General features: G+C 37.9%; 31 protein-coding genes, 1 tRNA gene and 1 pseudogene. 11 read left to right on the plus strand and 22 right to left on the minus strand.

Annotation, left to right across the window (positions count from 1 at the left end):
• Nucleotides 1-19 precede the first annotated feature (19 nt).
• Nucleotides 20-1,087, plus strand: a complete 1,068-nt coding sequence (locus tag SSOP1_RS03410) for a glycosyltransferase (RefSeq protein WP_009991229.1) — start codon at nt 20-22, stop codon at nt 1,085-1,087.
• Here the strand turns inward: SSOP1_RS03410 and SSOP1_RS03415 are convergent.
• Nucleotides 1,074-3,053 carry a class II glutamine amidotransferase gene (locus SSOP1_RS03415; protein ID WP_009991230.1) on the minus strand — a complete coding sequence of 660 codons (1,980 nt, stop codon included), beginning with the start codon at nt 3,051-3,053 and terminating at the stop codon, nt 1,074-1,076. The genes SSOP1_RS03410 and SSOP1_RS03415 overlap by 14 nt on opposite strands.
• Complete coding sequence (locus tag SSOP1_RS03420) at nt 3,053-5,197, minus strand: FMN-binding glutamate synthase family protein (RefSeq protein WP_009991231.1); 2,145 nt, start codon at nt 5,195-5,197, stop codon at nt 3,053-3,055. Before SSOP1_RS03420 ends, SSOP1_RS03415 begins: the two co-directional genes overlap by 1 nt.
• Nucleotides 5,198-5,581: 384 nt before the next feature.
• Between SSOP1_RS03420 and SSOP1_RS03425 the strand changes: the two genes are divergently transcribed.
• A complete protein-coding gene (locus SSOP1_RS03425) occupies nt 5,582-6,400 on the plus strand; it encodes an integrase (protein WP_158011685.1) in 819 nt (272 codons plus the stop codon).
• Between the two features lie 117 nt (nt 6,401-6,517).
• On the opposite strand, the gene SSOP1_RS03430 is transcribed toward SSOP1_RS03425, so the two are convergent.
• The 19 genes from SSOP1_RS03430 to SSOP1_RS03505 all read right to left on the minus strand — a co-directional run bounded on the left by SSOP1_RS03430 (nt 6,518) and on the right by SSOP1_RS03505 (nt 16,911).
• A complete protein-coding gene (locus SSOP1_RS03430) occupies nt 6,518-7,219 on the minus strand; it encodes an NTP-binding motif containing protein (protein WP_015972992.1) in 702 nt (233 codons plus the stop codon).
• A complete protein-coding gene (locus SSOP1_RS03435) occupies nt 7,200-7,661 on the minus strand; it encodes a hypothetical protein (protein WP_015972991.1) in 462 nt (153 codons plus the stop codon). Before SSOP1_RS03435 ends, SSOP1_RS03430 begins: the two co-directional genes overlap by 20 nt.
• Before the next feature lie 5 nt (nt 7,662-7,666).
• Nucleotides 7,667-8,500 (minus strand): B277 family protein, encoded by an 834-nt coding sequence (locus SSOP1_RS03440; protein ID WP_015972990.1) that lies wholly within the window; start codon nt 8,498-8,500, stop codon nt 7,667-7,669.
• On the minus strand, nt 8,490-8,762 hold the full coding sequence (locus tag SSOP1_RS16135) for a hypothetical protein (RefSeq protein WP_158011686.1): 273 nt from the start codon (nt 8,760-8,762) through the stop codon (nt 8,490-8,492). Before SSOP1_RS16135 ends, SSOP1_RS03440 begins: the two co-directional genes overlap by 11 nt.
• 12 nt (nt 8,763-8,774) lie before the next feature.
• Nucleotides 8,775-9,026 carry a DUF5493 family protein gene (locus SSOP1_RS03445; RefSeq protein WP_015973019.1) on the minus strand — a complete coding sequence of 84 codons (252 nt, stop codon included), beginning with the start codon at nt 9,024-9,026 and terminating at the stop codon, nt 8,775-8,777.
• A gap of 36 nt (nt 9,027-9,062) precedes the next feature.
• Nucleotides 9,063-9,341: a V1/V3 family capsid protein gene (locus tag SSOP1_RS03450; protein WP_015973018.1), complete on the minus strand. Its 279-nt coding sequence runs from the start codon at nt 9,339-9,341 to the stop codon at nt 9,063-9,065.
• Nucleotides 9,342-9,354: 13 nt separating this feature from the next.
• Nucleotides 9,355-9,621 carry a VP1/VP3 family protein gene (locus SSOP1_RS16140; RefSeq protein ID WP_015973017.1) on the minus strand — a complete coding sequence of 89 codons (267 nt, stop codon included), beginning with the start codon at nt 9,619-9,621 and terminating at the stop codon, nt 9,355-9,357.
• Nucleotides 9,578-9,916: a transcriptional regulator gene (locus SSOP1_RS03455; RefSeq protein ID WP_015973016.1), complete on the minus strand. Its 339-nt coding sequence runs from the start codon at nt 9,914-9,916 to the stop codon at nt 9,578-9,580. The genes SSOP1_RS16140 and SSOP1_RS03455 overlap by 44 nt, the downstream gene beginning before the upstream one ends.
• Nucleotides 9,913-10,425 (minus strand): C166 family protein, encoded by a 513-nt coding sequence (locus SSOP1_RS03460; protein ID WP_081225704.1) that lies wholly within the window; start codon nt 10,423-10,425, stop codon nt 9,913-9,915. Before SSOP1_RS03460 ends, SSOP1_RS03455 begins: the two co-directional genes overlap by 4 nt.
• Nucleotides 10,406-10,645 carry a DUF5489 family protein gene (locus SSOP1_RS03465; protein ID WP_015973014.1) on the minus strand — a complete coding sequence of 80 codons (240 nt, stop codon included), beginning with the start codon at nt 10,643-10,645 and terminating at the stop codon, nt 10,406-10,408. The genes SSOP1_RS03460 and SSOP1_RS03465 overlap by 20 nt, the downstream gene beginning before the upstream one ends.
• Nucleotides 10,645-13,074 carry a hypothetical protein gene (locus SSOP1_RS03470; RefSeq protein ID WP_063492722.1) on the minus strand — a complete coding sequence of 810 codons (2,430 nt, stop codon included), beginning with the start codon at nt 13,072-13,074 and terminating at the stop codon, nt 10,645-10,647. Before SSOP1_RS03470 ends, SSOP1_RS03465 begins: the two co-directional genes overlap by 1 nt.
• A gap of 36 nt (nt 13,075-13,110) precedes the next feature.
• Entirely contained in the window at nt 13,111-13,476 is a 366-nt protein-coding gene (locus tag SSOP1_RS03475; RefSeq protein WP_014513209.1) for a hypothetical protein, read from the minus strand.
• Between the two features lie 32 nt (nt 13,477-13,508).
• Nucleotides 13,509-14,426 carry a hypothetical protein gene (locus tag SSOP1_RS16145; protein ID WP_015973012.1) on the minus strand — a complete coding sequence of 306 codons (918 nt, stop codon included), beginning with the start codon at nt 14,424-14,426 and terminating at the stop codon, nt 13,509-13,511.
• 36 nt (nt 14,427-14,462) lie between these two features.
• Nucleotides 14,463-14,837: a C2H2-type zinc finger protein gene (locus SSOP1_RS16150; protein WP_081225705.1), complete on the minus strand. Its 375-nt coding sequence runs from the start codon at nt 14,835-14,837 to the stop codon at nt 14,463-14,465.
• The gene (locus SSOP1_RS03485) at nt 14,821-15,438 is read right to left on the minus strand and encodes a Dna2/Cas4 domain-containing protein (protein ID WP_015973010.1); all 618 of its coding nucleotides are present in this window, start codon (nt 15,436-15,438) and stop codon (nt 14,821-14,823) included. The genes SSOP1_RS16150 and SSOP1_RS03485 overlap by 17 nt, the downstream gene beginning before the upstream one ends.
• Nucleotides 15,435-15,737 (minus strand): DUF5658 family protein, encoded by a 303-nt coding sequence (locus SSOP1_RS03490; RefSeq protein WP_015973009.1) that lies wholly within the window; start codon nt 15,735-15,737, stop codon nt 15,435-15,437. Before SSOP1_RS03490 ends, SSOP1_RS03485 begins: the two co-directional genes overlap by 4 nt.
• A gap of 384 nt (nt 15,738-16,121) precedes the next feature.
• On the minus strand, nt 16,122-16,364 hold the full coding sequence (locus SSOP1_RS03495) for a ribbon-helix-helix protein, CopG family (protein WP_063492723.1): 243 nt from the start codon (nt 16,362-16,364) through the stop codon (nt 16,122-16,124).
• On the minus strand, nt 16,348-16,614 hold the full coding sequence (locus SSOP1_RS03500; RefSeq protein ID WP_015973005.1) for a hypothetical protein: 267 nt from the start codon (nt 16,612-16,614) through the stop codon (nt 16,348-16,350). The genes SSOP1_RS03495 and SSOP1_RS03500 overlap by 17 nt, the downstream gene beginning before the upstream one ends.
• A gap of 6 nt (nt 16,615-16,620) precedes the next feature.
• Nucleotides 16,621-16,911 (minus strand): hypothetical protein, encoded by a 291-nt coding sequence (locus tag SSOP1_RS03505; RefSeq protein WP_015973004.1) that lies wholly within the window; start codon nt 16,909-16,911, stop codon nt 16,621-16,623.
• A gap of 119 nt (nt 16,912-17,030) precedes the next feature.
• Here SSOP1_RS03505 and SSOP1_RS03510 point away from each other — a divergent pair, with 119 nt between their 5' ends.
• The 9 genes and pseudogenes from SSOP1_RS03510 to SSOP1_RS03545 all read left to right on the plus strand — a co-directional run.
• Nucleotides 17,031-17,258, plus strand: a complete 228-nt coding sequence (locus SSOP1_RS03510; protein ID WP_158011687.1) for a hypothetical protein — start codon at nt 17,031-17,033, stop codon at nt 17,256-17,258.
• A 4-nt stretch (nt 17,259-17,262) separates the two neighbouring features.
• The gene (locus tag SSOP1_RS03515; protein WP_173645064.1) at nt 17,263-17,433 is read left to right on the plus strand and encodes a hypothetical protein; all 171 of its coding nucleotides are present in this window, start codon (nt 17,263-17,265) and stop codon (nt 17,431-17,433) included.
• A gap of 45 nt (nt 17,434-17,478) precedes the next feature.
• Nucleotides 17,479-17,661 carry a hypothetical protein gene (locus SSOP1_RS03520; protein WP_063492724.1) on the plus strand — a complete coding sequence of 61 codons (183 nt, stop codon included), beginning with the start codon at nt 17,479-17,481 and terminating at the stop codon, nt 17,659-17,661.
• The gene (locus SSOP1_RS03525; RefSeq protein ID WP_063492725.1) at nt 17,658-17,831 is read left to right on the plus strand and encodes a protein D-63; all 174 of its coding nucleotides are present in this window, start codon (nt 17,658-17,660) and stop codon (nt 17,829-17,831) included. The genes SSOP1_RS03520 and SSOP1_RS03525 overlap by 4 nt, the downstream gene beginning before the upstream one ends.
• A 6-nt stretch (nt 17,832-17,837) precedes the next feature.
• Nucleotides 17,838-18,152 carry a winged helix-turn-helix domain-containing protein gene (locus SSOP1_RS03530; RefSeq protein WP_197653735.1) on the plus strand — a complete coding sequence of 105 codons (315 nt, stop codon included), beginning with the start codon at nt 17,838-17,840 and terminating at the stop codon, nt 18,150-18,152.
• 7 nt (nt 18,153-18,159) lie between these two features.
• A complete protein-coding gene (locus SSOP1_RS03535) occupies nt 18,160-19,092 on the plus strand; it encodes a hypothetical protein (protein ID WP_015972998.1) in 933 nt (310 codons plus the stop codon).
• Nucleotides 19,093-19,098: 6 nt separating this feature from the next.
• Nucleotides 19,099-19,254: a nuclease gene (locus tag SSOP1_RS17810; RefSeq protein WP_269454379.1), complete on the plus strand. Its 156-nt coding sequence runs from the start codon at nt 19,099-19,101 to the stop codon at nt 19,252-19,254.
• A gap of 29 nt (nt 19,255-19,283) precedes the next feature.
• Entirely contained in the window at nt 19,284-19,733 is a 450-nt protein-coding gene (locus SSOP1_RS03540; protein WP_269454380.1) for a nuclease, read from the plus strand.
• 475 nt (nt 19,734-20,208) lie between these two features.
• Nucleotides 20,209-20,307 (plus strand): annotated as a pseudogene (locus SSOP1_RS03545) (putative integrase); the annotation flags it as partial.
• 54 nt (nt 20,308-20,361) lie between these two features.
• On the opposite strand, the gene SSOP1_RS03550 reads toward SSOP1_RS03545, so the two are convergent.
• A tRNA-Gly gene (locus SSOP1_RS03550) sits at nt 20,362-20,437 on the minus strand.
• Nucleotides 20,438-20,554: the final 117 nt, after the last annotated feature.

Genomic DNA, 20,554 nt, shown 5'->3' on the forward strand with positions numbered 1-20,554 from the left:
TCAGAAGTAATAATGGAATATGAAGAAAATAAAGGTTGCAGTAATAGCCCATGGCTTAGGGATGAGTATGGGCTATAGTGGTGAGGGAAATATATATAAAACTTTTTTTGAAATGCTAGAGGAAAGAAAAATAGATTATACTGCAATAAGCTTTGCAAAGCCTTACAATACATCAATACCCTCAGTGTATACGTTACCCTTCCATTTGCCAAAGCTGGATAAGTATCAAAGATTATTAACCTATTATACAGCAAAAAAAGTAAAACCGGATTTGTACCTTAACGCATCCGGAGTTCCAATACCACTATCCAAAATAGCTCCACATATAGTTTATGCGGGAGCGCCTTCAATAGCTAACCTACCTAGCAAGTATACTAGATCCCTATTTTGGAAACTTTATTTATTACCGTTTCGTCTTGTCATCAATAAAATAAAGGAAGAGGGGAAGAGGGCAAAGATAATAGCAAACTCTCGTTATTCTGCAAAGGCGATAGCTGAAGTTTACGAAATAAGTGAACCTAAAGTAATATACCCACCAGTGGATGTAGGATATTTTCAGAGAGCATATAATGAGGAAAAAAGGGAAAATTTCTTCGTCACAATAGGAAGAATAGAAAGGGGGAAAATGCTTGAAAACTCAATCCTCCTATCAGCTAAGAGTGGAGTTAAGGGGGTAATCATTGGTTCATTAAATGAAAAAGACTATCTGAAAAAGCTAATTAACCTTAAGAGAGAACTTAATGCTGATATAGAGATTATAACTAATTTACCAAGGGAAGAGCTACTTAAAGTACTCTCTAAGGCTAAAGTGTATTTCCACGCAACGATAGGAGAGCATTTTGGGGTACCAGTTGTAGAAGCAATGGCAAGTGGAGTTATCCCAATAGTACCTAAAGAGAGTGGAGCTTACGAAGTAGTTCCGGAATTCTCGTATTCTGACATAGAAGAGGCCGTAACTCTATTAAAGAGCTTATTAGAGAAGGAAAACGTGGAGTTAAGAAGGGAATTAAAAGATAGGGCTCTAAATTTCAGTAAGGAAAACTTTAAGCGTAAAATATTTAATGAAATTTCTTCTATAATTTTCTAGCAGTTACAACAGTAAACTTTTCCTTTAAAAGTTCTTCATAAGAGTGGTCCATCATGTCCTTAGAATACTCATTAACTACTGGGGACAACTCCTTAAACTCCTCCTCAGTCAATTCTCTATATTCGTACATCGGAACTCCAATTTTCTCCTCAAACAATTTCTTCGCGTATTCCTTGGCTTCTCCTTTTAACTTATTAACAATCCCTATATACTCTTCATTCTTTAATGAATCATATTCTTCACTAGAAATTAAACCTTCTAAGAATAGCGCTTTTATTAGTCTCATCACCTCATACTTAGGTGGTTGTAATCCTAACTTTGATGGGGAAACTTTACCTCTTATGTATATCCTACCCCCTACCATTCCCGTTCCTACAAAATTTCCTACTGGTTCTCCATTGTATCCCTTACCAAACACTATTATTGAACCTCCAGCCATATATTCTCCTAGATAATCATCGACAATACCGCCTATTATGAGATATGGTCTTTTATCCTTATATTCTCTCATCTGAATACCGACTCTATTCCCGGCATTACCCTTAACGAAAATCTTACCGTTCTGAAAAGTCTGAGCTAAAACATCTCTTGCATCGCCGTAAATTACTACCTTCCCTCCATGCATGGTATCGCAACAATCATCAGCGACATTTCCATAAACATAAAACTCATTACCCTCATTTAAGTTTGCCATAGCGTTTCCGATCACACCATAAAGGTTAATCCTCAAATTATTTATACCTCTAGCAGGTAGATTTATCCCAATATATCTATGACCTAAAACATTGGCAACTGTTATTTCCCTCTTTCCTTTTTCAGCTAACTTAAGGATCTCATAATTTAACTCCTTATACCCTATATTATAGGCATTAATATCATACTTTTCTGGAACCATTATTGGGGGAGGAGAAAATGTCTTTAACTCTTCATTGCTCCTACCGTACGATATGACTCCCTTTTTGTAAGACGCTATAAAATAAGAACCGGGTTTGAGCGTCCAAACTTTGGCCTTAGGGCTTACTTCCCTAATCTCATTCTCCTCACTTGCTATATAATAATACGAATCATCCTCACCAACTATGGCCGGCCTAAATTTAGATCTATCAGCAATAGCTATCAAATATAAATCATCACCAGAATCATAACCAATAACTGCAGTAAATGGACCATCAAGTCTAGCGTTTCTATATAGATAATCAACGTCTTTAGGTAAGCCATCGAATCTTCTAGATGGATTAATTAGAATCTTTACCGCTTCTTCAACAGTTAAGCCTTCTGCGATGAGTTCCTCAAATAAGAAAGCCAATACTTCACTGTCAGTTCCTACAAAACTATTTAACCCCCTTGAGTTTAGATATTCAACGTTTGCGCCAAATGAGCTAACATCACCATTATGTACTATAGCAATATTAAATGAGGAAAAAGGATGAGACCAAAATGGATAATAACCAGGAGAATTCGTGGGCTGTCTAGTATGTGCTAACCATAAATCACCCTCGATTTCCTCAACACGATATTGTTCAGCTACATCTCTAGGATATCCAACACCCTTATAAACATGAAGAGAACTACCAACGCTATATACTCTGCCTTTCCTCTCTTTACCATTCCACATAATCTCATTTATATTCCTTATAGCCTTCCTAACTTCATTTATATCGCCTAAAGCAATTAGATTACAATCACACAAATTCGAATACTTACTTACTAACTCAACATTCTTAACTTCTATACCATACTTACTAAATACCTCCTTTAGTTCACTTGGGTTTCCATTATAAAATGCTTTAATAACATAATAGTTTCTTTTTTCTAAATTAAATACAGCAAATCCTGCACCCTTATCACTACCCCTATATCTAACTCTATCTATTGCTCTTACAACTAAATCGCCTTTAACTTTAGGGGCATCTCTTTTCCTTAAGATCCCAAAAACACCACAACCAGAAGGATAATAGTCAACCATTATAAAGACCCCGCTGGTTTTATTCTAAGTGCTTTCCTTATAGAATGATTCAAATTGATAGAACGTAATAACTCCCTATTACCAGTCAAGGTGGATTGGACACTATAAACTCCAGCTGCACCAGCAAGCAATGCTATTTCCTTCTTCATTCCAGTTATGAGACTGAAGGCTTTTTCTTTCAAATTACCCTTATTTCCCTCACCTATGGCTTTTTCTAAAATAAAGTAAGGCATTATGACAGAATCCGCACCTAATAGAATCAATTTGAAAGCGTCTGCAGAATGTCTTAGTCTGCTTGATTTAGCTAAAATATCATAATGATTTCTAACACCCACTTCCTTTAATTTGGTATCTAAAGCACTAACAACCAATTCTAGATCACTATTTCCGCTGTCCTCATCAATTATGAACCCTTGAACACCCATTCCAATAACTTCATCTATTACGTTCTCATCCGCGGGTATCAAGAGATACGAGTTTTCATAAATCTCGTTCCTACTCCACCTAGCGATACCTCTTCCATCACTACTTATGAAAACTTCTGCGTACTTGTCAATAGTTTCGTAATCGAAAACTGCTGAAGACAACGCTAGGGCACTCCAACTGAACGCTTCCTTATACTCTAAAGGAGCTTCAGTGATGTCAAAAATTATTGGAAGGGATAAGTATATCTCTCCACCTTTAAGATAAAAGGAAGTATCTACGTCTTCCCTATAAGGATCTATTGAAGGCCTAGTAACTTGAGCTCCATCAGATCTGAGCCAATCAATTATTCTAGCTGGTTTCTCCACATCTGGTGGTGCAGTACTTCCCATGCTAGTTATTACTGGATTTCCCTTATTCATCAATTCGTGCATATAAGCAATAATTCTCCTATTCCACAATTCACCCAATTTAGGATTCGCTTCATCCTCTGTACCGTCAATTCCTAGAGTTTCTAAAGTATCTTTACTCAAACCATGCCCGTAAAGGAGATCTCTTCTACCCCTAAGCTCTCTAATATTATTTAACCCTAAATTGTCTAAAATATTGGCTAATTCAAGAGAAAACCCATTAATAAAATTAACTAACATCTTAACTCCAAACTCTGTATCAACTACTCTAGTTCCATCAATCTTTGCAGTCAAACCTGTAGGACATGAGCCTACATGACACTTATGTACCATGACACAGCCCATGGCAATTAAGGCTCCAGTACCAACACTTACTATATCAGCACCTAAAGCAAATAGTTTGGCAGCATCCGTAGCTGACGAAACCCTACCAGCAGCTATGATAGTAAACTTATCCCTAAGGCCTTCTCTCCTTAAAATCTTGTCAGCTGAGGCTATAGCTAGCTCTATTGGTATGCCAACGTTATCCCTTATAACAACAGGTGTAGCACCCGTCCCTGCTCCATGTCCATCTATTATAACACCATCAGCCCCCATTCTGGCAATACCAGACACTATATAAGGAATGTAGTTAGTTGCTGCCACTTTAACGAAAACAGGCCTTCCAGTGGCTTCTTTTAATGCCTCTATTCTTTGCCCAAGATCCTCAATGGAATAAATGTCATGGTGAGGTGCTGGAGATATGGCATCTATACCGATTGGGATCCTTCTAGTTAAAGATATTGGCTCAGTAACTTTATTGCCTGGTAAATGACCGCCAATTCCAGGCTTAGCTCCTTGCCCAATTTTTATTACAACCCCCATACCAGCAGTTAAAACTCTAATATCAACGCCGAATCTAGCTGAGGCCCACTGTACAAAAATCCTCTTATGTTTAGCAACTTCTGGGTGCAGACCACCTTCTCCGGTACCAGCTAGAGTTTCAGTCAAATCAGCCGCAGTGGCAATTGCTATATTTGGATTACCACTCAACGCTCCATAAGACATATCACCTAGATATAATGGAGACTTCATGTAAATTCCAGAAAATTCTAGCTCTAGATTTGCCTTAGGGGTCAAAGATATTGAAGTTGCTTTATCGAGCTTAAATCTAACCTTGTCTAATACTCTTAAAGAGTTCATGTCCTCATTAAATATTTTATAAGGCTTTCCTGTTAAAGAGAGATATCTGATGTGTTCTACCTTTTCCACAGTCCAAAATTCGTCATTAAATTGTTTTGGTATTGGTAGATATTTGTTGTATACGAGCAATCTAACCTCATGATAACTGTAATGAAATATATTATATAACTGTTTATGAGAAATTCTACTGTAAAGTATGGTTCCCAATTTATTATATTCTATTATCATGAAACTATCTCTTAAGTTCGGAAATCAAACCTCATATTAACGCCAATCAAAACTAATTACTAAATAGTCTATGAAATTTATGAATAGTTTTTAATCAATGCCTTCAACAATAGAAAGAGTTATGTGCATATTCATCAATATATAAAAAGAATTCTGCTATACAAAAAAGGATCTCAATACTTGATATTATATAAAAAAATTATAGAAATAATGAAATATAATAACAGATAGTGAAATTTTTCTTAACAACTTTCAGATAAAGAAGATGTATGCGGCCGCCGGGATTTGAACCCGGGATCACCGGCTTGGGAGGCCGGCATTAGGGGGACACCCCCTAAGACCCCCGATGCTAATGATGATGAATTGAAAGGAGTTAGAATAATTGACTCTAATCTAACGTCTTCTAACAACTCTGAAATTTCCGCATCAGATTTACTCAAATTCGAATTTACACTTAGGCAGAAAAAAATTACAGATAAAACGATAAAAGAATATATCAACTGTGTAAAGCAAGGAAGAAAAGAAAGCAATAACTGCATAAAAGCGTGGCGTAACTTCTATAAGCTTGTACTTAACAGAGACCCGCCCGAAAGTTTGAAAATAAAAAGAACGAAACCCGATTTACGAGTCCCCACATTAGAGGAAGTACGAAAAACGTTAAGCACTGTCAAAGAATATCCTAATTTATATTTATTTTACAGACTGCTTTTGGAAAGCGGTTCAAGGGAATCTGAAGCACTTAAAGTGCTGAACGACTACAACCCGCAAAACGAAATTAGGGAAGAAGGATTCAGCATATATATACTTAACTGGACAAGGGGTCAAAAGAAGAGCTTTTACATCTTTCATGTCACAGAGCTAAAACAAATTAAGATCTCTAAAGCCTATGTGGACAAATATGTTAGGAGGCTTAATCTAGTTCCTCCTAAGTATATCCGAAAATTCTTTGCCACCAAAGCCTTAGAACTAGGTATCCCCAGTGAGGTTGTTGACTTCTTAGAGGGTAGGACACCCGGCGATATTTTGACAAAGCATTACTTAGACTTATTGACCCTAGCGAAAAAGTACTATCCCTTGTATGCTGAATGGTTGTATACATTTTGAATTTTTCTAACGGGTGCAAAAGCGTGGAATTTTACATATGCGCTTATACGTCTCTCAATACAATTTTTCAAAATTCAATGAGATTAACAGACACTGACCTAAACCCCGTTTTCAACCCTAGTTTACGCTGTTGTTTACGTTCAAAGTTGACAGAATTTGTCTTAACTCCTGTAAAAGTTTGCGTTCAGTCTCTCTTCTTCTTTGCATATATTCCTTATATATAATATCTGGAATTTGCACTTTAAATAAGTCTAACGCCTTTTTCTTCACCTGGGTAACGATTTCACCTTTGCTGTTACGCCCAAAGTCTTTGGAGTACAGTGTCGCCCTAGCTGTCATCGTCTTACGATTTACCATCGTCACCCGTATCTGATACCATCCTTTTTCCCTTAAGTAAAACGCCAGGTCTTCCGGGCTAGGCGTTGTAAAGATAACCGCACTAACTCTAGTCCTGATAAGAGCGTATATCTTGTAGAACGTTTTCATATAGTCTTCATACCATACGTACTTACTCAGCCATATGCCCGCGTCGTCAAAGATGAGTAACGGGATCCGGTAGTCGTTATCAATCGCATCTTGGATTTTACTTAACGCGTCAGGAAGTTCAAAGAAATAGGAGTTCTGAACGTATTGCCATGCGTCATCTTTAGTACTCAAGTTGTTGAGTTTCCAAAACACATCCCTAGAGACCTTGAAAGCGTATGTAGTCTTCCCGCTTCCCTGCTTTCCAAAAATCACCGCGGACACAAAGCCTACATTGTTGTATGCTGAAACGATTTTCTGAGCTAACCACAACATCTCATTCTTCTTCTGTGACATCGCTATCCCTACCCCCCTGGAGTAATTGCTTAAATAATGATTTATTCACGTTTTCTCTGACTTGACCAGAGGATACGCGTAACACTCTTAGTATATCCCTCCTGCCTTTTCCGCCCTTACTGACTAAGTAGTGTTTGAGTCTGACCGCAAACTCTGCTAATTCTGTTACTGGCTCTTCACCAAAGTATGCCGGTAACCTGGAAAACTCAAACGCTGTTAAGATAAGTGATATCTGATTCCCGCTAAGATAGAACATGGTATCACGGGGTTCCACAAGTTCTGTGATTGCCCGGTTTGTCACCGTATAGGGGTTCTCAATCTCTTTTAACTCTTTATCCTCCTCAGCCGATTCGTTATTGGCAATTGCCTCCAGTTTCTTCTTCAGCTCTTCATTTTCTCTTCTTAACTGTTCTAACTCAGTTACCCCATTCTTCTTAGCCACTCAACTCACCCCTTTGTATTGTTTGAAGGAATCGTAAACGGTGTGGTTGTAGTTGTTGTAGTAGCTAAATGAGTTGTTGTTGTGTTTGCCACATGTTGACTGAGTAGATGCGTTAAGTTTGCGTTTGCTATACCAAAACCAATTGCCACTCCTATTCCGACACCCATAATCACACCTATTATTAACATCATCAGATCAGGTCCCGCCCCTACTTTTGCTAACGCCTCAAAGAACTTAGTCTTTATGACTGAATGAATAATCTGTGGAGCATTCAGAGTCTTTAATGTAAGCTGTCTAATCTTCTCATCTACCACCAAGTTGAGTGTGTAAGGATAATCGGGCAAAGTAAACCAGACCGCCACAAACTTCTTTCCGAATGGGAATTTGTTCTTTTCAAGAAGAAGAGGTTCCCCGTTAAGAACCCACACCTTCTTCATCTTTTTCACTTCTAGCATTAGATACCCTTGATTCTCTACTAGTTTTGCCCGGCGTAAGAACAGTAATTGTAGACCATCTTTCGATTGCTGTAACATGGCTATGTAATGTTCTGCAGTGAATAACCGTGAGTTGATCCATTTCTTTGTGATTTTTACCTTTACATCGACTCTCTCTTTCTTTACCTTTTTCTTCTTTTGTGAAAGCTCCGCTTTTAGTTTTTCAAACTCCTGATACTTTAACTCGAATTCCCTTTTCTCTTTAGCCTTCCACAACCTCTTCTGCGTTTTGTGGTCTGCTACTTGTAATTGTACCTCATCCCATACCTGTTTCAACTCCTCTAATGACTTCGCATTCCTTATTTTTTCCTCATAAACAGAAACAAGTTTCCCATCAGTTGACAAGAACTTTCACCCCCACATAAAAGATAAGACTGTTAAGGAACAGACCCATGAAGTAGTCTATCAAAGATTGATATAAAGCAAAATGACTTACGGCTAAGGCGGTGATAGCTGAGATGACTAAGTACCACCCTATGAATCTCGGGTTTGGTGTTAACCTCACGGATTTGGGCTTTGGTTTTCTGAAGAGAAGTGAGATAGTCATAATAATTGTATCGAAAACGAGGACTATTTCGGCGTATGTTTTTGGGACTAGTAAGACCATTTGTCATCCACCTCATATCCTTTCCTCCCTCAGCCACTCAAAGAAGAAGGCAAAATTGATTAGTCCAAATGCCAGTGGTAGGAACGATATGTAAAATGTTGATGCAGAAAACGTTATGTCTGTCTGATTACTCACGAACACCAAAAACCCTATTGTCCCCATCACAAAGCCCATTAGGTTTAGCATAAAGTTCCTTATGACCAAACCCAAAAGAGGAATCAGAATAGCTAAAACGTATATGATGTCCCCTAACGCACTCATCAAGAAAGAAAAAAGAAGACTGACTTTATAAAGGGCTATCTAATCTTTGTAGATCTTGTAAGCTACAACCGCGGGTACAACAATTAAGACTATCAGGTAGAAGAGTGGGACTAACGAAACCAGTGGGGCGTTTGATGATCCTACATAGTTAGGATTGGAAACAAATGATGTTTGCGTTAATGTACCGGATATAATAGTAGTGTATGTCCCAGATGTTGTTACATTATTCACATAACTGATTATCGGCTGAAACAGAACTACACCAATAACAAGAAAGATAGCCAAAAAAAGAATTTGCTTAATATTTAACTCCTCCATCCTTCAGCCCTCCTCAGTCACGATATATCTTATACGCTATGACCGCGGGGACAATTATAAGCACTAGGATGTAGAATAACGGCACTAGGTTTAACAGTGTGGCGTTTGTCCCGGTTACCTGTGGATTAGTTCCGCCAGTTAAATTAGTAACTTGTGATGTGATGACTGGCAAAAGCACTATGCCGATTAGGATGAAGATGAACAGACCCAGCAAAACCCCTATATTAATAGATCCCTCAGCTTTCTTTGATTTGGGGCTTAGCATTAGTCTGGTGGCCATCTTTGTTCAAATCCAGGTTTTCACTAGTCTTTTTAAACCCCTCTAGTTCTGTATACAGAATCTGAATTTGTTTCGAGTTTTCGCGTATTTTTGCGTATAATATACGCCCCTGTTTGTACAATTCGATATAGCCCTGTTCATTCAAAATCTTAAGATGGCGTAAAACTGTTGTGTATGAGAGTAGTAGTGTGTGACTGATGAGAGACGCTGAGAGTATATAGTTCTCTGCTATCAGCTCAAGGATCTTTCTTCTTAGGATTTTCGCCCTAACACTGTTGGAGTTATAGTCGCTCATAACCCATAACCCCTAATCAACTTCACCAATTCCCAAATGAGTATGAAGTTAATGATAAGTGTAAATGCTGTCAGAAACGGTCCCACGGTAGGTACATTCGCTAACAAGCTTATAGAAGAAGTGAAGATGCTGAAGAGATAACCGACAACACTCGAAATTACTTGAAAGATCCAGACTATCCAATTCGCCAAATAGAGAATTGGAGCTAACCATGAGAATGATATGGAAAATAACGTTACACCGGGAATGGTTAAACCCGGTAACGTCAAACCGGGAAAGTTAGCCCCCAGTATTGAAAATGGCGGGATTAATGTGACTGGTCCCCAAAGTGTCAGAGGTCCCCAGCCCACAGTCCAAACGATTGAGGATGCTATTTCTTGTGCCAAAGAGTAACTGGGTTCTGGCGGGATACTAGGCGGTGTTATACCCGAATAAGCACCCACCATCAGTGATAAGAAGACATCAAACAGTAAAACGTAAACTATTAGCTTAGTCCCCATCCCTACCACCCAAGACCAGACCGGCAATTAACGCAAAGATAACCGTAATGGCCCAGAATAATGGCAGAAAGTCTAGAAACATCAGTGCAAAAGTTGATGCAATACCCACTAGAATTGAAGGTATCTTTCCCGCCATCTTGTATGTCAACCCCATCATGACTAGAATAATGATTATTGCTACAACGGGTCCTAATCCTGTGCTTAACGCTAAAGAAATAGCATCTGTCATTACTCATCACTCCCCATAAATTTGTCTATCATTACTTTTGCTAATAACATTGCTATCCCGAAAATGAAGATGTAGAAGATATACCAGGGTATCAGACCTAGGTATGCACTCATTATTAATCCCATTACTACAGCACCGCTAACGCCTGCCTTTCCGCCAAACTTCCATCCCAACAACGCCACAACTACCGTTACTGCAATCCCTATGATAGTCGACCAGGGCTGATATGCTGAGAAATTGTAGATACTGCTGTTAGGCTGAATGTTGTTACTGAAGGGCTGAGTGTAGTTATAGTTGATTGTCGATATGTTAACGGTTGTTGTGGTAGATGTAGTAGGCTGGGTTACAGTGATATTTAGCAAAACGTTTTTGTTTACGCCCGCCCAGTAGATGTTGATTAATTCGTAAGGTGTGTCAGTCAGCGTAATCGTGACCTGACCGAATCCACTGGAGTTAGTATAGCCTGTTGTGTACTGTGTTAATGTTGATGGGTTAGTGCCAACTGATATTACATATGCCTGATTTGCTGTGGCACTCTGCAGTATAATACCGCTAACAAAGACCCAATTCAGTGCCAGTTTCCCCGCTCCATAGTAGAAACCTAAGCCTATCACTTTAGATGAATTCGCTATGTTAAGTGTACCACCGTTAATCGTTAGTTGTAACGCGTTGTTAACAACGTTAATTTGTACTGTGTTGATACTGTTGTTATACCATGTTAGCCCTGTGAAATTGAATGGAATGAGATAATTCTGATTTTGCGTAATTAATAGTATCCCATCACCCGCCGATAGCCAATAGCTCTTGAATTGTATCACTGATGAAGATGATATTATAGATGCATAAGCCCATGCAAATGTTGAAGTTGTTTGTGTGAACGCCGTCATTGAAACGTTTGAAACTGGAGTGTTATAGCTGAACTGAAAAGTAATCGTTACTTTTGTGCCGGCTACAACACTATGGGGATACTGTGAGACAAAAATTACGGGCAAAGGCGATACGGGGTATATGGTTATCGTGCCTGTGGCACTACCTAGAGAAAATTGCCCCAACTGAATGTTAATAGTGTAATAGTAAGTAGTAGGGTTGACTGCATTTGCTGTTATTGTATAAGGTAGTGGCACAAAGCCGTTAGTTAGACCCTGAATATTTATAAGTGTCTGAGGTTGCACAGCTAACGAATATCCCGCATTACTAGGATATTCTATTGTTGTCGAATTAGTCACGCTGATAGTCTGACCTGTGAGATAAGATGGTTGCGATAAATTGACTTGCACAAGAACCGCAAATCCCGCGACAAAAACGGGGATTGTAACGTTCTCAAGAACCGTTTGTTGTTGTGTTACAAACTGAAACTCTATCGTGACATTCAGATACCATGTATTTACGTTAACCGCCGGGTATACATTTAATAATAGGTATATTCCTTTAGGGGCTGAAACATAAGACACACTTCCGCTTAAAGGGTATAATGTTCCTGTCACGGAAAAGTTTTGTATTTTCATTATGCCCACAACACTCCATGATGTGGCATTAGTAGAAATGTTAAGTGGGTTATTGGCACCTGTAAAGCCCGCTAACATCTGTAGTCCATTCCCAACAACAGATGTGTAACTTAGTGTTGCTGTATAAGTTTTAGACTGAAAAATCGAATATGTTATCACCACCCACTGACCATAACCATAACCCGGACCTACATTCTGTGCATCGATAACGTAATTACTATTTACGGTATTCAGTGAGAGAGGGTAAAATTGATTATTGATAACTTGACCCGGTATTATTGAAAAAGTCTTCAAAGTACCGTTATAGTAATAAACGTAAAGTTGGTTTGAAGAGGGTAAGTACCAGAACCCTAAACCTATATATTGCCCAACACTAATTGAACCCACAGACACATTTAGCTGTTTCACACCGTCAAAGTATACGAATAATCTATATGTTGGGAAACTACCTTTTTCCATATAAACCACAATCCCATCAGAGGCGTAAGGTGATGCGGGGGCATAGCTACCCGTAAACCCCGAAGGGAAATTTACACCGTAGCCTATGGCGATTGAACCGTATGATCCCGAATTACTTGAGGACGCCAATAACCATGTGACGTTTAGTGCGATTTGTGATGATGAAAGAGAAAGAGATGCGTTATTATTAATGTACTCTTGATTCGGCAAAACTTGAAGGTAGTATTTGTTATAAACGCTTATATAAGTTGGGTTAAGCCAAGGTGCGGTGGAAAGTGTTGAACCATTATATTTAGAAGAAAAAGTAGAGGAACCAACTTGAATTGTCTTAGAGTATGTGAAGAAAGGTCCGGCAAAACCGCCTCCACCATCAAAATAAGGATGAGGACCAGTTATAACAGCGTTTGTGGAAATAGGTAAGATTAGTAGTGTTAGAAGAAGTAAGGATAATAGACTCCACTTCATTAAGCGATAAAAAATTATGTGACTTTATAAAGGGCCTTAGTCTATTAAACGTAGTAATATTGCTAAAGATACCAAAACGGCTACTAAGACAATTTCCGGGGCATATGCGAAAACATATTCATATCCAGAATTAACTTTCATATTGACATATAGATATATCTCAACTATTGAAAATAATATTACGGAAATCGCATTAAGAACTACTAATATGTGTCTAAAATATGGAAAATCCCTTATACCATTTTTTATTAGTAATAAAAAGCCTATATAGGCTAAGGGTATGTAGGGAATTGTGATCATAAATAAAAGGTATGAAATTGAATATATTATCGCAAAAAGTAAACCCAAACATACGGAGTAAGGAATTAAGAATAATAGGTCGGCTTTTAATCTTCTATCCATAAAAAAAGAATTAGCTTAAAATATAAAAATTTTCATAGACCATAAGTGGTTTGGCTACCATAAGTGAATTGATATTCATAACTCCATTGTGGCCATCCACTATATAATTGAACATTAACATAATTGCTACCATAACTTTGTAGTTGTAAAAGGTCTGCGTAGTAACTTACACCAGATGGTGGTATATTTGCCGGGCCTACATTGTAGCCATATTGATTTGGATAATAATATGAAAATTGAAAATACTCTATAATACCACCGGAAGCAAGAGGTAATGTTACTACGGGTGTGGAGTTATCTAAACCAGAACTTGTAGTAATCATTTGAAAACCAGAATACATTGGTGAGTTAAATGGGTTTGGTAGCTTATATTGAAAGCCTTTATAAAACGAAAAGTTCGTTGTAAAGTATATATTTATCTGTGCGATAAAATATTGATTATAATTAAACGGTGTATTTGGGGCAGATAAGGATAAAGTGAAATAGTAATTTTGTATTTTTCCTAGATATATGAAAGATTGATTGAAATCTTGTGAAATGAATTGACCATTTTTATATGCGGAAGTTAGAGTAGAAAACCCAATAACTCCATTGTTATAAAGAATTATATTAAAACCGGCTAATATTATATTTCCCGTCCAAAGATTACTTTGTACGCTAAAAGGACTAAGAGCCAATCGAAAACCTATAACATCCTCATTTAGACTGTTAGGAATATATAGAAAACTTGCATTTTTTAAATAAACAGTCTCAGATAAACTATACATTTTGTTGAAAGTATTGGTTGAAGAATTATATACGCTATAACCTACCCCCGCCCAATTGGCGTTAATTAACGTATAATAAATTTGTTGTGCACCTAGTTGGCTTGCAGATATAGCACCGGTAGGCGTTGCCAACATTAGTAACGCTAGGGATAGGGTTAGAAGGGCTAGTAGGTACTTCCTCATTGTAGGGCTAAAAAGGAGTTAAGTTTTATAAAGGGTCTAACTAACGCAAATATTATGTTTTTTGCAAACATGGTCTAGAGTCGAATCAGTGTTTCTAAACTCTTTCCCGCACACCGGGCAGACCTTTGAGTGTTCCGTATAACGGATGTGTTGTTTCAGACTAACGGAAGAACTAAAGGGCATTAAGCAGAGGGGGCAAACGTAGGGTGAGACTGCTTTACTTGCCAGTAACTTATAGAGATAACCGCTTTCGTCTAACAATTGGGGATTATGGATTAACGCCTTGACAACAGCTCTAATTATTCTTTTCTGTTCCGGCGTCAGAGAATGATAGCGTTTCAGTTCTTCTAAAGTCACGTGAATCATAATCCCCTTATGATTACTCAGGTACTTTTTACTGCCTGACTCCATTCCTATCCCCCCTCCAACAGAAGTTATAAAACGGGCACTCAGCACACTCAGAATCTTGCTTAGACTTTCGCGGTGGTAAGATGTTTTCCTCAACTGAAATCCCGAAAGCGTTAGCCCTTGCCTCCAAGTCAGTCTCTGCCCAATCTCTCTTTATTTCTTCCACCCTACCATCCGCATGAACGATTATTAAATACCCCGCCAAAGCATTAGCCATTTCAATATAATAATTCAATTGACGTAAGTAGTTGTTAAGTCTAGGTCTGTCTAACTCATCTAAATGTGTATACTTCAACTCGTAAACTGTTCCCTCTTCTTTGTCATAGACATCAATCTTCCCAACCACAATGAATCCTAAGGCGGTCTTCTTTTGTACTTTTACTTCAGTCTCAAACCCGTTTTTCTGTAGGATCCGCTGTAACCTCATATGAAGTCCAGTACCGATATGCATCTTCATTATCTCGTAATGACTCAGTTTCACCTTACCGTTCTTCCGCATCAGCCAACTTCTTCTCAAACATCTGGTTAACTCAGTAACCCATATCGTTTGTGTATCATTTGAAACTATTTCATAATTATATATTATAGTGAGTAGTCTACTCATTTCTTCCTCCCCTTATGCCTCCTGATTGCGAATATATTATTTAACGTTACAAGACACTCAACAACATCTGCTATCAGTAGAAATATTTCAGTCTGATGCGGTGTAGGTAGCATTAAACCTAAAAGCAGTGCTACAGTAGCTAAATCGAATTTGTAGATTGCTAGTGTCCATTTATTCTTCATAAATAATTTTGCTACAATATTCGCCTCATGTGCACCCACATTAACACCTAATACTGTAGACCAATAATCGTTGAACTGAAAACCGTAATATAACAATATATCATATATCAGAATCATGGTCTTCTCACCTTGAAGTAAATATAGAAATATTCAAGAGTGACCTTATTCATCTGACCATGAACACTAAGCAGATGTTCGATAACTTCACTTCTTTTGTCGAATATAGACCCACATCTCAAACACTGATACATAAGCATCACTCCACCTGCAATTTCCTTTTTATCGCAAGTCTAACGTGAAAGGGCAATTTGTATGAACCGAATAGATAACAATAAATGAGATGCTCCATATCAGACTGAAAGTAGAAATGTTGGTTAAGATGTCTGTATTCTGTGTTGCAAACTGGGCATTTGGTTAAAATGTGGTTTTTTCTGGCGTGCTGTTTCACTGCAAACAAGGTAACAGAAGTAAACCCGCATATAGGGCACTTGAACATATAAATCACCAGTTGCTAAGATACTTCTCTAACGCCTCTCTGATGATTTCGCTTTTGGTTTTCTTTAATTTTGACGCCACCTGTTCTAATTTGGCATTCATCTCTGGTGGTAATTTGAAAGAGACAACATCCATGGTCTGTGTCAGAGTTAGCTCTATTATTCCATCCTTTTTCGTTACTTCAATTTTTCGATAACTCTTAGAATATGATGACTTGGGCAATTTGATGTACTCAACTCTTGCCTTCATTACCAATCACCTTGATTTTATGAATCCTGAAGATTTTGTTATCATGACTCTCATATATGAGGACTATTTTCACGCCTGAATCATAGAATAGTACTTCAGTCCATAGATCGCCTCTATTAACCAGCACGTTATGGTGTGGCTTTCCGAAAATCTCTAACATTTGCGATTTAGATAAGACAAGAGGTTCTTCAAATTCTATTTCTTCCTCTTTACTGTTAAAGATAATTTGTTTCAGTAGTTGCGTGTTCATTGCTTCTCACCCAAACAAGTACATTAGTTTGGCAATCTCAAGAAGTACTTCTTTCCTTATTGCCTCCTGTGTTTGTGATTCTGAATCCTCATATACCTCATAGAGTCTCTTTATCTTTAATAGGACTTCTTTTAGTGCTGGTTTTTCTGTAAAAAAGAATTTTTTCTCTATTCTGTCATTGTCGTTTATTTCAATCTTGAGATTTAAATACTTTCCATACGTTTTCCTTCCTTCCGTTAATAAAAAATAAATTGAACTTTGGGACACAAGAACTTCTTTTTCCTCCTGAGGTTCCATTTTCAGACCCTCTATCTGTCAATCTATCAATCTAGGTATATAAATTTTTCTGTCTTTCAATCCAACTATAAAGACGTAGATATATAAGAGAATTCTCTTAATAATCTGTGGGGACAGAGGTGGTCGAAAGTAAAAAAATCGCAAAAAAGAAGACTACATTAGCATTCGATGAAGATGTCTATCAAGTACTGAAGTTAGTATCTGTCTATCTGAACAGGGATATGACTGAGATTATAGAAGAAGCAGTAGTCGCGTGGTTAGTCCAAAATAAGGAAAAACTACCTAAGGAACTCCAACCAAAAATTGAGGAAATTAACAAACGATTTTTTCCCAACAACAGTAGATGATAGAGTGAAAGAATTGTTAACTACTATATTGGCGTTAGGTGGCAGTGCGGTAACAATACCCTATGCAGAGTTTCTAAAAATATTAGGTATATTAGATTCCAAAGAGGCCAGAGAGGCGTATGAAACGTTCAAAGTATTATTAGAGAGGATTGACAGATTGAGAAAGAGAGATTGAAAGATAGAAAGGTTTATAAGGGAAAATTGACAGATTGATAAATTGATGAGCATGGAAAAATACGTAAAAACAACTCTCAAGATAAGGGAAGATATTTTTTTGAAGGGAAAACTCCTTGCCTCAGCAAGGGGTGTATCTTTCTCAGAAATTCTGAACGAAAGTCTTGAGGCATATTTGAAGGCACATGAGAACGAAATTAGGCAAAAAATTTCAGAGGTGATGAAATGAACATAAATGAATTATACCTGGAGTTAGATGAGGACACAAGAGAACTGCTTAGTATTATACATAATATAAAAATAGATATTATCACTCAGAGTTACAATAAAGAGAAAGTAGAAAGAGCACTGTTCTTAAGCCAAAAGATACAAGCTGAGCTCTATCAGTTGCTAAGATGAGTGTCCATGTCAGTTGTTAGAAAATATAACAGCTTTCTTGATTGGTTAGCCGAAACTAAGGATGGACTTTCCTTCTTACTGAGGTATGATAAGGAATTAGAGGTACTCCTTATCATTTCAAGATTTAATGAAGGGATAACTAAGCACAGGTTAGAACAAGAGGCAAACGTAAATGGAATAAGGCTGAACGAAATCTTATCCAGGCTGAGAAGTAATGGACTGATTTATAGCCTAACTGATGGGAAAAAACAGTTAATTTTCCTAACTGAAAAAGGTAAGGAAGTAGTTGAGTTAATTGCAAAACTTTCAAGAATAAGGTGATAAGTGAATGAGTCACACTAACGCTAACTCTAACGGCAACTCTGACTCACAAACTACTACTAAAAAACTGTTTAATAATAGTGCTGTCAGACAGCTAGCTGTCAGACAGCCGGCCTATAAAACAAACTCTAATACTACCCCTTTGAGTCAGAAGGAAGGCTTAGATACGCAAAATTTGACTCATTCAATTAGTCTGTCAGACAGAGAGAAACTTTTGGAATTGCTAAAACAAGATAGAACATTACTAGAACAAGTAGAGATTTTGAAGTTGTTAGAAAGGATTAGGGAAGAAGGGTTAGTCGGCAATGCTATGATATTCTTTAGGGTTTCGTATGCATTAAAAGAGCTTTATGACAGATACTATGCCCCTAAAAAGCCTACTCTTTCCCCAAAACTCCAGGCTATTAGAGAGGCCATATTCAGGATCATTTTAGATGACTTGATACTTAGCAGGAAAATAGACGCCGAAACCTTAAGGCAATTAGGATATGAAGTCCCAAACCTGGAAGAAGTCAAAAAGGCTGAGAGAGTAGTCTACATGCCTATTATCCAAAAGGAAGAAACTGAAGAAAAGGAAGAGAAAGAAGAGCAAAATGAAGAGACCGAGTTTGAGCGTGAGCTTAACGAGTTTGAAAACTTCCTCATGAAGTTTATCTTCATAGAGAAGAACATGTTTAAGAATGGATATATCGTTACCAAACCGTTAGCTGATCAGATATTCGAATATCTAGATAAGCTAATTGAAATGGCGAATGGAAATGTCAAAACAAAACTAGTTGAACTTAAGGAGTCACTGAGCAATAATGCTCTAAACGAGAAACATTTCAGTTACACATGTTCAGCTATAGATAGACTTCCAATAGCAATCATCCCTAAAGCTGTGCGATTGGACATAGAAGAGCTACTTCAGAAGATGGTTAAGAGAAAAAAATTGAGGTGACCCGCCGTGGCCGATTTTAAATTGAAGTATTGGGGCAATCAGACTGAGGACTACATTTTACCTAATTTCTATTTAGGGCGGGAATACTTAGTTTTAGGGAAATTATTAATTAAGTTAGCTCAATGGAGGGTTAAAGGGCTAATAGATTTTGATGTATCGTAAAGATAACAGGAGTCGGGACTTTAACGAATGTGATAAATGAGCACTATTACGAAGGATTGCAGGACAAATATGATCTAACACTTTATGTGAAAGCTAAGGATTCATACTATCCTTTAGTATGGATTGATATCACGGGTTCAAGTTGGACTGAGGAACAAAGTAAAGAGAGATATGGGGAAAGCGTTTACGCCATCCTCAGTGCTAAGGTTGAAGTGGCAATAAAGCATGATGTGATGGGAAGAGTTTGGTTTATTCATTATAACGATACTGAGGATAAGCTCAAATGCATAAGTGCTTTACAAATCTTGAATCTTGAGAGACAAGGAAAAATAAAGAAGGATAAGTTTGAGAGAGACGCCAAAAGCGAATATTATCTTATTCCCGTTTCAATGTGGAAGAACTTAGTAGAGCTTAGAGTGGCAATTAAGGGTTTCTATCAGAGCTTTAAGGAGTATCTTACTAGGGTGAGCGGGAAATGATTAGATGGTCTTCCGCAGGTCCACCAAAGGTCCATCAAAGGACCTGGATCATCTCTGGTCCTGTGGTCCTCTGGTCCATCTCTGGACCTATAATGGACCACCAGTGGACCTATGGGTCCTGGACCATCAGTGGACCTCTATCTCTGGACCTATAATGGACCACCAGTGGACCTATGGGTCCTGGACCATCAGTGGACCTCTATCTCTGGACCTATAATGGACCACCAGTGGACCTATGGGTCCTGGACCATCAGTGGACCTCTATCTCTGGACCTATAATGGACCACCAGTGGACCTATGGGTCCTGGACCATCAGTGGACCTCTATCTCTGGACCTATAATGGACCACCAGTGGACCACAAGTCCATCATTCTTTTTTCGCACTATTGAGGAATTTTTGCCGTCTTCTTTCAATTTCTTTACTGATATTCTATTAGAATGAGTATTTAACCCCGCGTGAATTAACATTCTTAGAATGCCTAACTTTTACGTGGGTTCTAAATTCTACGTAAAAGAGATTAAAGGTAAGTATTATGTTTACTCAATAGAGAACGGTGATGATGGTAAGCAAAGGCACACTTACATTGGTTCTTTAGAACAAATCGTAAATGAATACTATGATATGAAATGCGGCCGCCGGGATTTGAACCCGGGATCACCGGCTTGGGAGGCCGGCGTCCTAATCCAGCCTAGACTACGGCCGCAGTTTCACTACAAATTGTTTATAAAGGTTTATTTTAAGCTTTCTGATTATCAGCTTTTCCAGCGATAATCATCAAATCATTGGACCCTCTCATCATCATAATCTAATTTACTCTTCA

The organism is Saccharolobus solfataricus (assembly GCF_900079115.1).
Taxonomy (GTDB): Archaea; Thermoproteota; Thermoprotei_A; order Sulfolobales; family Sulfolobaceae; genus Saccharolobus; species Saccharolobus solfataricus.